The organism is Acidocella facilis ATCC 35904, assembly GCF_000687875.1.
Classification (GTDB): domain Bacteria; phylum Pseudomonadota; class Alphaproteobacteria; order Acetobacterales; family Acetobacteraceae; genus Acidocella; species Acidocella facilis.
The window spans coordinates 129,801-142,538 of sequence record NZ_JHYG01000005.1; the positions used below are offsets into that span (position 1 = coordinate 129,801).

The 12,738-nt window shown below is 65.4% G+C and carries 16 protein-coding genes and 1 tRNA gene; 12 read left to right on the forward strand and 5 right to left on the reverse strand.

Annotated elements, in window-relative coordinates; translation table 11 throughout:
- Positions 1-172 precede the first annotated feature (172 nt).
- From T331_RS17830 to T331_RS19860, 9 genes are all read left to right on the forward strand, one after another.
- Complete coding sequence (locus T331_RS17830) at positions 173-1,402, forward strand: tyrosine-type recombinase/integrase (protein ID WP_051622260.1); 1,230 nt, start codon at positions 173-175, stop codon at positions 1,400-1,402.
- 224 nt (positions 1,403-1,626) lie between these two features.
- Positions 1,627-1,890 (forward strand): hypothetical protein, encoded by a 264-nt coding sequence (locus T331_RS0108280; RefSeq protein WP_155992651.1) that lies wholly within the window; start codon positions 1,627-1,629, stop codon positions 1,888-1,890.
- Entirely contained in the window at positions 1,887-2,192 is a 306-nt protein-coding gene (locus tag T331_RS0108285; protein ID WP_026439662.1) for a hypothetical protein, read from the forward strand. The genes T331_RS0108280 and T331_RS0108285 overlap by 4 nt, the downstream gene beginning before the upstream one ends.
- Positions 2,189-2,968, forward strand: coding sequence for a hypothetical protein (locus T331_RS0108290; protein WP_026439663.1), 780 nt, complete (start codon positions 2,189-2,191; stop codon positions 2,966-2,968). The genes T331_RS0108285 and T331_RS0108290 overlap by 4 nt, the downstream gene beginning before the upstream one ends.
- A 101-nt stretch (positions 2,969-3,069) precedes the next feature.
- Positions 3,070-3,264: a hypothetical protein gene (locus tag T331_RS17835; protein ID WP_035179646.1), complete on the forward strand. Its 195-nt coding sequence runs from the start codon at positions 3,070-3,072 to the stop codon at positions 3,262-3,264.
- Between the two features lie 55 nt (positions 3,265-3,319).
- Entirely contained in the window at positions 3,320-3,622 is a 303-nt protein-coding gene (locus tag T331_RS20140; RefSeq protein WP_162173890.1) for a hypothetical protein, read from the forward strand.
- Positions 3,591-4,514, forward strand: a complete 924-nt coding sequence (locus T331_RS0108305; RefSeq protein ID WP_026439665.1) for a DUF7146 domain-containing protein — start codon at positions 3,591-3,593, stop codon at positions 4,512-4,514. Before T331_RS20140 ends, T331_RS0108305 begins: the two co-directional genes overlap by 32 nt.
- Positions 4,514-6,043 carry a DUF3987 domain-containing protein gene (locus T331_RS0108310; RefSeq protein ID WP_051622261.1) on the forward strand — a complete coding sequence of 510 codons (1,530 nt, stop codon included), beginning with the start codon at positions 4,514-4,516 and terminating at the stop codon, positions 6,041-6,043. The genes T331_RS0108305 and T331_RS0108310 overlap by 1 nt, the downstream gene beginning before the upstream one ends.
- A gap of 191 nt (positions 6,044-6,234) precedes the next feature.
- Entirely contained in the window at positions 6,235-6,492 is a 258-nt protein-coding gene (locus T331_RS19860; RefSeq protein ID WP_155992653.1) for a hypothetical protein, read from the forward strand.
- Positions 6,493-6,858: 366 nt separating this feature from the next.
- On the opposite strand, the gene T331_RS20275 is transcribed toward T331_RS19860, so the two are convergent.
- From T331_RS20275 to T331_RS0108330, 3 genes are all read right to left on the reverse strand, one after another.
- Positions 6,859-7,125: a helix-turn-helix transcriptional regulator gene (locus T331_RS20275; RefSeq protein ID WP_211248694.1), complete on the reverse strand. Its 267-nt coding sequence runs from the start codon at positions 7,123-7,125 to the stop codon at positions 6,859-6,861.
- Positions 7,126-7,245: 120 nt separating this feature from the next.
- A tRNA-Ser gene (locus T331_RS0108325) sits at positions 7,246-7,335 on the reverse strand.
- Between the two features lie 47 nt (positions 7,336-7,382).
- The gene (locus T331_RS0108330; protein WP_026439668.1) at positions 7,383-8,237 is read right to left on the reverse strand and encodes an ATP-binding protein; all 855 of its coding nucleotides are present in this window, start codon (positions 8,235-8,237) and stop codon (positions 7,383-7,385) included.
- A 74-nt stretch (positions 8,238-8,311) separates the two neighbouring features.
- Here T331_RS0108330 and yajC point away from each other — a divergent pair, with 74 nt between their 5' ends.
- Positions 8,312-8,671: a preprotein translocase subunit YajC gene (yajC, locus tag T331_RS0108335; RefSeq protein ID WP_008494480.1), complete on the forward strand. Its 360-nt coding sequence runs from the start codon at positions 8,312-8,314 to the stop codon at positions 8,669-8,671.
- A 112-nt stretch (positions 8,672-8,783) separates the two neighbouring features.
- Here the strand turns inward: yajC and T331_RS0108340 are convergent, their stop codons facing one another.
- Both T331_RS0108340 and T331_RS0108345 read right to left on the reverse strand, forming a co-directional pair.
- Positions 8,784-9,758 carry a bifunctional helix-turn-helix transcriptional regulator/GNAT family N-acetyltransferase gene (locus T331_RS0108340; RefSeq protein WP_026439669.1) on the reverse strand — a complete coding sequence of 325 codons (975 nt, stop codon included), beginning with the start codon at positions 9,756-9,758 and terminating at the stop codon, positions 8,784-8,786.
- A gap of 85 nt (positions 9,759-9,843) precedes the next feature.
- Positions 9,844-10,839 (reverse strand): polyprenyl synthetase family protein, encoded by a 996-nt coding sequence (locus tag T331_RS0108345; protein ID WP_244876923.1) that lies wholly within the window; start codon positions 10,837-10,839, stop codon positions 9,844-9,846.
- Between the two features lie 91 nt (positions 10,840-10,930).
- Between T331_RS0108345 and T331_RS0108350 the strand changes: the two genes are divergently transcribed.
- Both T331_RS0108350 and T331_RS0108355 read left to right on the forward strand, forming a co-directional pair.
- A complete protein-coding gene (locus tag T331_RS0108350; protein WP_026439671.1) occupies positions 10,931-11,662 on the forward strand; it encodes a tRNA1(Val) (adenine(37)-N6)-methyltransferase in 732 nt (243 codons plus the stop codon).
- Positions 11,663-11,685: 23 nt separating this feature from the next.
- Positions 11,686-12,738: an acyltransferase family protein gene (locus tag T331_RS0108355; RefSeq protein WP_026439672.1), complete on the forward strand. Its 1,053-nt coding sequence runs from the start codon at positions 11,686-11,688 to the stop codon at positions 12,736-12,738.

Below are 12,738 nucleotides of genomic sequence, written 5' to 3' on the forward strand. Positions count from 1 at the left end.
TGGCGGAAGAGGTGTCCGCCTAACCAGACTTCAAAACAGTCCGATTAGATACAAAAAACCTAGCATTTACATTACGTTTTCATCCAAAACCGTTCATTCTCGTTCGTTTTAGATTGTATAAATGCGCGTCACAAGTGTATAAACCAGCGTCCAACACAAAAGGCGCGCACCGATGGCGGCAGGAAAACTCACCGCGATAGCCGTGAACAAGCAGACCAAGCCGGGCACCTATGGCGACGGCGGCGGGCTGTATCTGAAGGTTAGCGAGGGCGGGAAGTCCTGGCTGTTCCGCTTCAAGCTGCACGGCAAGGCCACTTGGATGGGGCTTGGCAGCGTGGCGGATTACACCCTTGCCGAAGCCCGCGAGAAGGCCCGCACCTGCCGGCGCATGGTGGCCGAGGGCCTGAATCCCATCGACCAGCGCCGCGAGGCCCAGGAAGCCGCCAAGGAGGCCAGCGGGCAGACATTCCAGAGCGTGGCGGAGCGCTACATTGCCGCCCACAAGGCGGAATGGCGCAATGCCAAGCACGCCGCACAATGGGAAAGCACGCTGACCCTCTACACATACCCGCATTTCGGCTCCAGGCCGGTGCAGAGCGTGGCCGTGAGCCATGTCCTGGCAGCGCTTGAGCCGATCTGGATTGAGAAGCCGGAAACCGCCTCCCGCGTCCGTGGCCGCATCGAGGCGGTGCTTGATTACGCCACCGCCCGCAAGCTGCGATCCGGGGAGAACCCCGCCCGCTGGCGCGGCAATCTGGATCACCTGTTGCCCAGGCGGAGCAAGGTGGCGCGGGTGAAGCATCACGCCGCCGCCCCCTACACCGGCATTGCCGGGCTCATGGTGAAGCTGGCGGAGAGCAACGGCACTGCCGCCCTATGCCTGCGCTTCGCCATCCTGACCGCTGCCCGATCCGGTGAGGCCAGGGGTGCCACGTGGCGCGAGATCGACATGGATGCGGGCATCTGGACCGTGCCTGGTGAGCGGATGAAAGCAGGGCGTGAACATCGCGTGCCGCTTTCCGCCCCAGCGTTGGCAATCTTGCGGGAGATGGCCGCGCTTGGCAGCGGTATGGACCGGCTTGTGTTCGAGGGTGGCAGGCGGGGCCGTCCGCTCTCCGATGTTGCGGTGAGTAAGGCTTTGCGCGCGGCGGGTGGTGATGGCTTCACGGTTCACGGGATGCGCTCCAGCTTCCGGCAGTGGGTTGCAGAACAAACCGCGTACCCTGGCGAAGTGGGCGAAGCCGCCCTTGCCCATACCAATGCCGACAAGGTTGAGGCCGCCTATCAGCGGTCCGACCTTTTTGAGAAGCGCCGCAGGCTCATGGATGAATGGGCCGCCTACGCCACCACGCCAGCCGCCGCGCGGGGCGAGGTGGTGAAGATAGGCCGGGCGAGAGCATGAAGATTGGCGCTTTTCGAGAAAACACCCCTCTGCCGATAGCGTCGATAGTGTCGATAGCTCCCGGCTCCCCACCAATCCGCCAAATCTACCCCATGTCGATAGTGCCGATAGTGCCGATAGGTAGGGGCTGAGACCCGCGCGCGGCGGCACCGCGCAAACAAGTTGGGCCGAACAGCGTGCACCGCTGCCCGGCCCGGATGATCCTCAAGCAGGAAAGAGACCAAATGCCCGAGATCGAGCCAACACCTACCACGCGCGCGGCGGCACAAGCAAAGCCTTTGCCGATTTCAAGGCTTCCAGATGAACGGCGGGAGGCTGTGGAAAGCATAATCTGTGAAATGCAACGCGGGCTGAACCTGCTGGCGGCGTTGGATGATGAGGCTGAGCTTGAAGCCGGGAGCATCAAGTGGGCCGTGAAGCGCCTTTCCGAGCAGGCCGAGGCCGCATTGTCCCTGCTGGACCCCGTGACCTGGAGCCCCGGGGCATGAGCGGGGACGCCGACTGGGCCGGGCAGGCTTTCGAGGCCGTGAAATTCACGATCCCGAGCGAAGCCGACTTTATGGCCGAGGCTGCGCACCAGTATCAGGCTCTGCGGCTGCTGCGCGCGGTGCTGGCGCGGGATGACAAGCGGCTTGCTACGACGGCGGCCGCTGAACCGGCTGTGCATCTCGATTTGGTCGATTGGTTTGACGGGCTGGCGGCAGACCTTGAGGCGAACGCCAAGCGGCTGCGGCAGGCATCGGCGCGGCTGCTGGCGGCACTCTCACGGATCGAAGCGGCAGGCCGATGAACGGGGGCGCAGCGGCTGAAAATTCAGCCAATCCCACCGAGGCCGAGCGCCTGTCGGCAGCGCGGGAGAAAGTGGCGCGCATCCTCAAAAAATCCGCGCCGCATTTCGCGCTTGGCGAAGGGCCGCTGAATGAACTCGCCAAGTGGCTCAAGGATGCCCCGTGGCCTGGCTGGGAGAATGTTGAAGCTGGCTTTCCCGCCGCACGCGCGCGGCGGGAAAGGCTTGAAAGAGCCGCTACGGCTTTACTCGCGGCCCTTGATGAGGATGGCGCAGGAGACTCGCCAGGGCTGGGGACTGCCATTCTTGAGGCGCGCAAGCCGGTGCGGGCGTTGGCGCAACTTGCCGCTCATGAGCGGGAAAACTTGCCGCCGCCAGAGCCGCGCGCGTGGAAGGTCTACGCGGAAATTTTCTATGAACTCGCGATCCAGTGCTGGATCGAGGGCGGTGCCGGTTTCTTTCGCGGGGGTGTTCCTCAGTTTGGAATCGGCGAGGGCGGCAAAGCAACCAAGGCAGTTAAAGCGCTGCTGGAGGTGGCCGGCAAAAAAGTCACATCCGCCGCTCTAGCCAAAACGCTGGCAAGCCGGCCAGCGCCAGCGGCGTGGCTCATGAACGCGGGGGACGGTCCGACGCGAGACTTTGACCAGTGGTGCGCGGGGGTTTGGGACTTTGACGAGAAAGGCCGAAGGAAACTTCTAAAGAAGTCCGAAGCATTCCAAAACAACCCAGCGCCAGAGCCGAAGAAAAATCGCGGCCGACCTAGGAAAACGCGGCGCTGAGCCGTCGCGTCTTTTCATTGGTTTTCGGGTTTTTACAGGCTTCCCTGAGTGCTTCGCATAGCTTCATATTCACGCGTTGGTAATCGCACTGGAGAACATCCTTGTCTGAAACAAAACTGGTCTATCGCCCGCGCGAGGTGCAAGAAACCCTTGGAATCAAGGGCACGAAATTTTGGGCTCTGGTCAAGGCCGGGCATCTGGAGGCCAAGAAGATGGGCGGCGCTACCGTGGTGCCGGCCGAGAGCTTGCGCCGGTTCGTCGACGGCCTGCCGCCAATCCCCCGCACGGCAAAATAAAGGCGGCGGGCCTGAGCAACCCGCCGCCTTAAACTCTCTGCATTAACCTGCAATTTTGGAGAAAACAGGCATGCCTGTCATACCCTTTCCGGTCGAAATCCGCAAGCAACAATGCGCCCGCCGCGCGGCGGCAAAACTCGCGGAACTGATGCGCCGCAGCGATGACCTTCTGGCCGCCATGGGTGCGGCGCATCGCGCTGCGATTGAGATTGATGGCGCATATTTTCCGCCTGAGGTGCTGGAGGCGGCGGCGCAGCTTGCGGACTCGCTGGCGATGGCCAGCCACCCCATATGCGCCGCGACCGCTAGCCTTGAAGAAATCGTGGATGCGGGGTTGCGCAATGCAGGGCGCGGCTGAACTCGCGCGGCGGCTTGGCCTGCGCCGGGCCGGTCGCGACTGGCGCGGCACCTGCCCCGCGTGCGGGTATGGCGCGGATGCCTTCACCCTCTCGGCTGGCCGGAATGGCCAAGCGGTGGGGTGGTGCGCGTCCTGCCAGAACCGGGATGCCATCGCCGACCTGCTGCGCGCTGATGGGCCTGGCGCTTATGCGGCGGCTATCGCCCCCAGCGACACGATAAAGGCTGAGGAAGCGCGCCGCAAAGCCCAGGAACGCGCCCGCATCATCTGGAGCGGGGCCGGGCCGGTGACTGCCGATGACCCGGCCGGCCGGTATCTCGCCCGCCGTGCGCTGGCGAATCTGATTGGCTGCGCCGCGCTTCGGTATCGGGCAGACGTGCCGCACCCCGCCGCGCAGCCGGGCGCAAGCCGCCATCCGGCCATGCTGGCGCTGGTGCAGGACGCGGCCGGCGCACCTGCGGCGGTGCATCGCAGCTATTTGGCCCAGGACGGCACCAAAGCGCGCCTGGAGCCGGTGAAGGCCAGCTTGGGGCCGATATGGGGCGGCGCGATCCGCCTGGCCCCTGCTGCCGCGCATATCGTCCTAGGCGAGGGTATCGAGACCAGCGCCAGCGCGGGGCTGTTGCTGAATCTGCCCGCCTGGGCCGCTATCAGCGCCGGCAATCTCGCGTCCGGCCTGATCCTGCCGCCCGAGGTGGAGCGCGTGACCATCGCCGCCGATGATGATGGGCGGAACGCGCAAGGCAAGAACCCCGGCCTTGATGCCGCCGAAGCTGCCGCGCGGCGGTGGCAGGCCGAGGGCCGGGCGGTGCGGATCATCAAGCCGAACACCAGCGGCCAGGACTTCAATGACATTCTGATGGCCCGCGAGGCCGGAAAGGCGATGGCCTAATGAACGAGATGATGAGCAAGCCCGAAGCGCTGGGCTTCACCGAGCACCAGCCGGCCGGCGAGGTTTGGGCCGCGCCTGACCTTTCCCTGATCCGGCAGGAAGCCGTTTCCGCCCCGCCACTCCCTGCCGGCGTGCTGCCTGTGCGCTGGGCCGAGTGGGTGAAAGATGCAGCCGAAGGCGCTGGAGCGCCGCCCGCTTTCATTGCGTGCGCCATGCTCTCCGCTGCCGGTGCGGTCATCGGCAACAGCCGGTGGGCATCGCCTTGGCCGTCATGGCGTGAACCCCCGGCGCTGAACGTCGCGCTTATCGGCAAGCCTTCATCGGGAAAATCCCCCGCGCTTGACCAGGTGGTGGCTCTGCTGACCCGTCTGGAGGCTGATCTGAACGAGGACTTTCAGGACCGGCGCCAGGAAGCCGTGCGCACCGGTAAGGAATACGCCGAGAAAATGCGCCTTTATGACCAAGAGGTGAAAGAGGCGGTTAGCCGCGGCACTCCGCCGCCCTTTCCGCCCCTCGGTGACGACGCCGCAAAGCCCCCGCAACGTCGCCGCATCTATTCCACCGAGTCCACTACCGAAAAAGCGGCGCGGCTGGCCGAGGCGAATCCTCGTGGGCTGCTGCTCCAGCGTGATGAGATGGCGGGCTGGATTGCATCAATGGACCGCTATTCAGGCGGCGCAGGTGGCGACCGTCCATTCTGGCTGCAAGCCTATGGCGGCAGACCTTGGGCGCCGGACCGCATCAAGGACGAAAATCCGATCTTCGTGTCGCATCTGCTTTGGTCCGTCCTGGGCACAATTCAGCCCGACCGCGTTTCAACCCTGATGATGGCCGGCGACGATGACGGTTTAACCGCCCGCTTCCTCTATTGCTGGCCCGAGCCTTTGCCGCCCCGCCGCCCTGCGCGTCACGCCGACAACGAAGCCGCGTTTCACCGCCTTGCCCGCCTCCGCGCCTTGGCCTGGGATGACGCGCCGGAACCCAAGGTGATGCCCCTGACTGAGCGTGCGGTTGATGCGCTGCAAGAGTGGCGGCTTCAGGTGGCCGAGATGGAAGATAGCATAGCCGGGCTGATGCTCTCTTGGCTGGGGAAGTTGCCGGGCATGGCGTTGCGCCTGGCGCTGATCCTGGAGTTGCTGGCTTGGAGCGAGGCCGAGGGCGGCACGGCGGAGCCGGAGGCCATATCAGAGCGCAGCCTTGTGGCGGCTGTCACCTTCCTGGAGGGCTTCGCTCTGCCGATGGCGCGGCGCACCTTTGGCGCGGCTGCTCTGCCCGAAGCTGAGCGGGACGCGCGCCGGCTTGCCCGCTGGCTCGTGCGGCAGCCCACGATGCCGGAGATCGTCAACGCCAAAGAGTTGCGTCGGATGGCACAAGGCCCAGCCATCCCGGATGCCGAGCGCATGGAAGCAGCATTGCGCGAACTGGAGGCGGCGCAATGGGTAAGGGAAGCCCCCAGCCGGGCGGGCGGGAAAGGCAGGCAGCGAAAAGACTGGGCGGTAAATCCAGGCATCCGGGATGCCTTGCCGTGATCTGGGCGGCGCGATTGGCCGCCATGCCAAGGGTGAATCTGTCGAATGTCGATAGCGTCGATAGCGTCGATAGCCCCAAAAACAGACCTATCGGCACTATCGGCACTATCGACAACGGGGGGTTTATCGACATTGCCCCGCAAGAGCTTCCCCAAGGCGGGGGAGCTATCGGCACTATCGACACTATCGACATGAGGGGAAAAATCGAAAATCAACGCTTCGACCCTGACCCTATCGAGCGCGCCGCCATAGAGGCCGAGGCCATGCCGGTGCGCCGCCTTCGCGCCCGCGCGGCGGGGACAGGCCAACCGCAGCCGGGCGACTTCTGCGGCTGCTGCGCCGGCGCGGTGTGGTGGATCGAGGCCGAGGCCCCGAAGGGCTGGCGGTGCTGCTGCTGCCACCCGCCCGCGCATCTCCAGCCTGGGCAATTCCGCGCTCTGGCGACGTAGAAGCCCCCAAATTTGGGGGCTGCTACCGAAGCCCACGGAACGCTGCGGGACGGCCTTGAAACCGATCCAAGGCGCTTGAAACCGAAAATCCCCGCCGCGGGGGCCGTTTCAGCGTCATCCCAGGATCAAAATCCCCAAGGCCACACCAAAGGAATTGGCGAAAGCCCCGCAAGCCATGCGCAAATTGCATGGCGCTTTTTGAAACCCTTGAAACTAAAAAAACCTCCCGCGCTGGCGCACAAACGCGGTCGCGCGTTACCCGCGACGGGTGCCACCCGGGGAAGGACCCGCCAACTTTTTGCCGGCTGGCCGCCTGCTTGGCGGCTGCTGAGCCGGCTTCGGGTTGCCCCCGGATCACAACGCGCCTCAGGCCGCAGCCTGTGCCATATCGTCTGCCGTGCCGGTCAGAACCTTCGGCTTGCGCCTCTTCTTCTGGTGAAATGGCATTTCGCCACCACCGCCACGGTGAGAACGCTCCCATGCCTCAACGTCTGAGATCGCATAGAAGACCCGGCCGCCGATGCGCATGTATGCTGGCCCGATATTTTCCTTCCGCCACCGGCTGAGCGTCCATTCGGAGGGATAGCCAGGCCGCAGCGATAGCTGCCCGGAAGTCAGTACGCCAGCCGACATGTCCGCCTCCATTCATCTCAATACACCGGCAACCGGCGTATCAAGTGTATATCATGGTGACTACCTGGGAAAAATCAGAAACGAAAAACGTCGGTTTTCTGCGGTATTTCGGTGATGCGCTGGCGGAAGAGGTGGGATTCGAACCCACGGTACGCTTGCACGCACGGCGGTTTTCAAGACCGCTGCCTTAAACCACTCGGCCACCCTTCCAGCGCCGCCGGGCGTTTATATACACCCGGCGGCCATCCTTTCCCGCGTCAGGCCTCCAAGGTCAAGCGCACCCCGAGCCGCCCGGCCAGATCCTGGATGAACTGCCAGGCCACCCGCCCGGAGCGGCTGCCCCGCGTCATGCTCCATTCCACCGCCGCCGCGCGCAGCTCAGCCGTCTCGATCGGCAGCCCGTAGGCCGCCGCATAGCCCTCGACCATCGCGAAAAACTGCTGCTGGTCGCCATTGTGAAAGCCGATCCACAGCCCGAACCGGTCGGAGAGCGACACCGCCTCCTCCACCGCCTCACCGGGATTGATCGCGGTCGAGCGCTCATTATCGATCATGTCGCGCGGCATCAGATGCCGGCGGTTGGAGGTGGCATAGAACAGCACATTGTCCGGCCGCCCCTCGATGCCGCCATCCAGCACGGATTTCAGCGCCTTGTAATCGGCATCGCCCTTCTCGAAGGAGAGATCGTCGCACAGGATCAGGCTGCGCCGCCGGGCGTCGCGCAGCACATTCAGCAGTGCCGGCAGCGAGCCGATATCCTCGCGGTGGATCTCGATCAGCGCCAGCGAATCCTTCAGCTGCCGGTTGGCTTCGGCATGGGCCGCCTTCACCAGCGAGGATTTGCCCATCCCCCGCGCGCCCCAGAGCATGGCGTTATTCGCCGGCAGCCCCTTGGCGAAGCGCAGCGTGTTCTCCAGAATCAGCGCCTTCTGGCTCTCCACCCCCTGCAGCAGCGAAATCGCCACCCGCGAGACCTGCTTCACCGGGCTCAGCCCGCCAGAGTGCGGATGCCAGACGAAGGCATCCGCCTGCATCAAATCCGGGGTGCGCGGCGGCGGCGGCGCCAGGCGCTCCAGCGCCTCGGCGATCCGGCGCAACAGGTCATCATCCATTCTCGTCTCCTCCTGTTGACTGCATCGGCGCGCACCCTATGGTCCGCGCAACTTCACGGCAACCAGGAGTGCCCATGTTCATGTCCGCCGCTTATGCGCAAACCGCTTCCGGCGCCGCCGCCTCCGGCCCCGCCGGAATCGCCGCGCTGATGCAGTACGCGCCGATCGTCCTCATCGTCATCGTCTTCTATTTCCTGCTCATCCGACCGCAGCAGAAGCAGCAGAAAGAGCTGAAAGCGAAGCTCGGCGGGCTCAAGCGCGGCGACAAGGTCGTCACCGCCGGCGGCATCGTCGGACTGGTGAAGAAGACCGCCGAGGGCTCCAACGAGATCGAGGTCGAGATCGCCCCGAACGTGACGGTGAGCATCGTGCGCTCGACCATCACCACCGTGCTGGCGCCGGCCGCGCCGGCCAATGACTCGGTGAAGAAGTAAGACGGAACTTGGGGGCTTTTTGAAAAAAGCCCCCAACCCTCCGGCGGCCTTCCACCGCCGCATCGCGGCGGCGGAACCTTCGCCGCCTCCGCCCCCAAAAACTTTTGCGACTTTAGGCCGCTGCCTTGGCGCCGGTCGCGCTCAAGGGGAACAGCATGGCGACATTGCAGCGCTCATAGCGCGCCCCGAATTCCCGCATGATGCCCTCGTCATGCCGAAAGCCCAGCTTCTCATATAGATGCACGGCGGCGGCGGATTTGCTGTTGGACAGCAGATAGAGCCGCCTCGCCCCCAGCGCCCGCACCCTGGCGATCATCTCGCGCAGCAGAAACTCACCCGCCTTGCGGCCCCTTGCCGCCTCCAGCACCCCCATCTTGCCCAGCTCATACTGGCCCTCGCCAGTCTTCAGCAGCGCGCAAGTGCCGACCACCCCGAGCCCCTGCGCCTCGACAAACCAGATCTCCCCGCCCTTTTCGATGATCCGCGCCCGCGGATGATCCAGCACGTCGAGATCCGCGGGCTCCAGCCGGTACATCGTCTCGATCCATTCCCGGTTGATGGCGCCGAACAACGCCGCCCGCTCATCGCTGAAGGGCAGCAGCCGCAGCCCGGCCGGGGCAAAACGCTGGTGCAGCGGCTTTTGCGCCAACGCCGTCTCGATCGCATCGATCTGCGCCAGAAACTGCGTCTCCATCCCGGCCAGCAGATCCCTCACCGCCGCCTCCACCTGCGGCCAGACCAGCGCCTTCGAGCAGGCCATATCCGCCTCGCCCCGCGCGGTGAGCGAAACCGTCTTGTGCCGCTGGTCCTTATGCAGCCGGTCAATCGCCACCAGCCCCATCTGTGCCAGCTTCGCCGCGTTGCGGGTGATCGCCGGCTGGCTCAGCCCCATCGCCTGGGATAATTCCCCGATGGTCTGCGGCCCATACGCCTCCAGCGTCGCCAACAGCGAATATTGTGCGGGCTGGATCTCCAGCCCCACCGCGCCGCCGAGTGCCGCCACATCGCCCTGCATCCGCTCCGCCAGCCGCTTCAACCGGCTGGCCAGAAACAAAGCCGGACGCTCCTTCAGAATATCGCCGCTCATTCCCGCACCATAAACATAACAAGACATATAACTTGCTATGTTTGTGCGCTGGAAAGCCCCGCATGGCAATAGGGGGGCTCTAAAATCAGTGGCTGCGGGCGGTGGTGTAACGCGCGACCCCGGCCAGGGCGGCGCGAACCTCGCTCTCGGGGAAGGCGGCAAGGCGGTTCACGGCGCTGTCGATGAACGCATCCGCGCGGGCGATGGTGCGCGCCGTGCAATCATGTTTCTCGATCAGCTTCAGCGCGGTGGCCAGATCTTCCTCGGTCTGCTCGCTAGCTTCCAGCGTGCGCTGCCAGAAGCCGCGCTCGTCCGCATCGGCATCCTGCAGCGCCAGGATCACCGGATAGGTCAGCTTGCCCTCGCGGAAATCATCGCCCACGGTCTTGCCGAGCTGCGCCTGGTTGGCGGCGTAATCCAGCGCGTCATCCACCAGCTGGAAGGCCATGCCGAGATCCATGCCGAAATCGCGCAAGGCCGCGCAATCCTGCGAACTCGCCCCGGCAATCACCCCGCCCACTTCCGAGGCCGCCGCGAACAAAGCTGCGGTCTTGCCGCGAATCACCTCGAAATAGGTCTCCGGCGTGGTGGAAATATCGTTCTGGGTGGTCAGCTGCAACACCTCGCCCTCGGCGATGGTGGCGGAGGCGGAGGAGAGGATGCGCAGCACCTCCAGCGAGCCATCCTCGACCATCAGCTCGAAGGCGCGGGAGAACAGGAAATCCCCGACCAGCACCGAGGCCTTGTTGCCGAACACCGCATTGGCGGAGGCAAAGCCCCGGCGCAGCAGCGATTCATCCACCACATCGTCATGCAGCAGCGTCGCGGTATGGATGAACTCCACACAGGCGGCGAGATTGACCTGCCGCCCGCCGGTGTAGCCGCAGAGCTTGGCCGCCGCGAGGGTGAGCAGCGGGCGCATGCGCTTGCCCCCCGCCGCGACGATATGCGCCGCCAGCTGCGGGATCAGCGCCACCGGGCTGTCCATCCGCGCCACGATGGCCTCGTTCGTCGCCTGCAGCTCTGCCTCCAGCAGCGCCGTCAGGCGGGCCAGCGCGTCGGTGGTCGGCTCTGTCGTCAAAGGGGTCGCATTGTCCAAAATCAGCGCCCTAACCTATCCAAGCAAATTGCGTTAGCACCATATCAGGCGGGTTGTCGGAAGGGTCAAGCGGGTGGTCGAGGATGAGACGAGTGCGGGCACGCTGCTGGGCGGGCGGCTGGCCTACCGGCAGCTGCGCGCCGGGCATCGCAGCGGCTTCGAGCCGGTGCTGATGGCCGCCTTCTGCCCCGCCCGCCCCGGTGCGCGCGTGCTGGAGCTGGGCACCGGCGCGGGGGCGGCGCTGCTGTGCCTGCGCGCCCGGCTGGGCGGTATCACCGGTATCGGGGTTGAGCGTCACCCTGCTCTCGCTGGCCTGGCCCAGGCGAATTTCACCGGCAATGGCTTTCACGATCTCGCTGGCTTGCAGGCGGATGCCACCCGCCTGCCCTTCGCAAGCCAGACATTCCAGCACGTGATGGCCAATCCGCCCTGGTTCGCGCCGGATGGCACACACTCCCCCGATTCTACCCGCGCCCTGGCCCATCACGCCACCGCGGAGCTGCTCGCCGGCTGGATCGGCGAGGCGCTGCGGCTGCTGCGCGACCAGGGCAGCCTGACCCTGGCCTTGCCCGCCGCCAGCTTCGCCCAGGCCGCCAGCCTGCTGCGCCCGGCCTGCGGCGGCATCACCTTGCTGCCGCTCTGGCCGCGCGCCGGGGAGGCCGCGAAGCTGATCCTGCTGCGGGCCCGCAAGGCCAGCCGCGGCCCGGATGTGATCCTGCCCGGCCTGGCGCTGCACGATGAAGCCGGCATCACCGCCGCCGCGCAAGCCGTGCTGCGCGACGGCGCCGCGCTTGACGCGACCTGACCACCGCCCCTAACGCCAGATCCATGCAGCGCGCCGCGAACCGTTTTCTCACCCTGGAAATCGCCCGGTTCATCGCCGCCTTCTGCGTCGCCACCGACCATCTGGCCGGGCTCGCCACCCGCAACGGCACCAGCGCCATGCCCTTCGGCTTTTCCCTGCCGCCGATCGCCGCGGTGCTGTTCTTCTTCGTGCTCTCCGGCTTCGTCATCCAGAGCGCCCATGCGCGCGACCTCGGCCAGATCGACGCCCTGCCGCGCTATCTCTGGCGCCGGATCTGGCGCATCTATCCGCTCTACTGGCTGTCGCTGATCATGCCGCTCTGGTTTCTCTGGCACAGCAGCAGCCTAGCCTATCTGGCGCAGACCATCAGCCTGGCGCCAATCTCTTCCTTCTCTATGCCCGAGGCCAATCCCCCGGCCTGGACGCTGCGCTTCGAGCTGGCCTTTTATATCATCTTCGCCCTCACCTTACTGCCGCGCCTGGGCCGCTGGGTGCTGGGCATCTGGCTGGCGCTGCTGCTGCTCTACTGGTTCCCGCATCTGTTTCATGTCGTGGTGCGGCCCTATTTCCAAGCCTTGCCGGCCGGCTTCGCCTGGTATTTCTTCGGCATCCACGATCTGCTGTTTCTCTGCGGGGTGGAGGCCGCGACGCTCCTCGCCCGCCGCCCTTTGCCCGGCTGGGGGTTATGGGCGCTGCTCGGGGCTTCGGCGATCGCGGTACTGGTCCTACTCTCCCGCCAGCATTGGGGGTTCGACTATCCCGACCGCACGCTGGAACTCTTCACCGGCATTGGCTTTGCGGGGCTTATCCTGGCGCTGACCGGGCTGGAGCAAAGCCACCGCCTCACCCCGCCGCGCTGGGGTGCCGGGCTGGGCACGATGTCCTATCCGCTCTATCTGATCCATGCCGATTGCGGCGCGCTGGTGATCAAAACGCTGCAAGCGGCCGGGCTGGCGCATCTCCTGCCGGTGCCGGAGCTGTTCCTTTTGGAAATGGCACTCTCACTCACCGCCGCCGCCCTGCTCGCTTTTCTAATCGACAAGCCCTTGCAGCGCCTCGCCCGCCGGGTGGTCTAA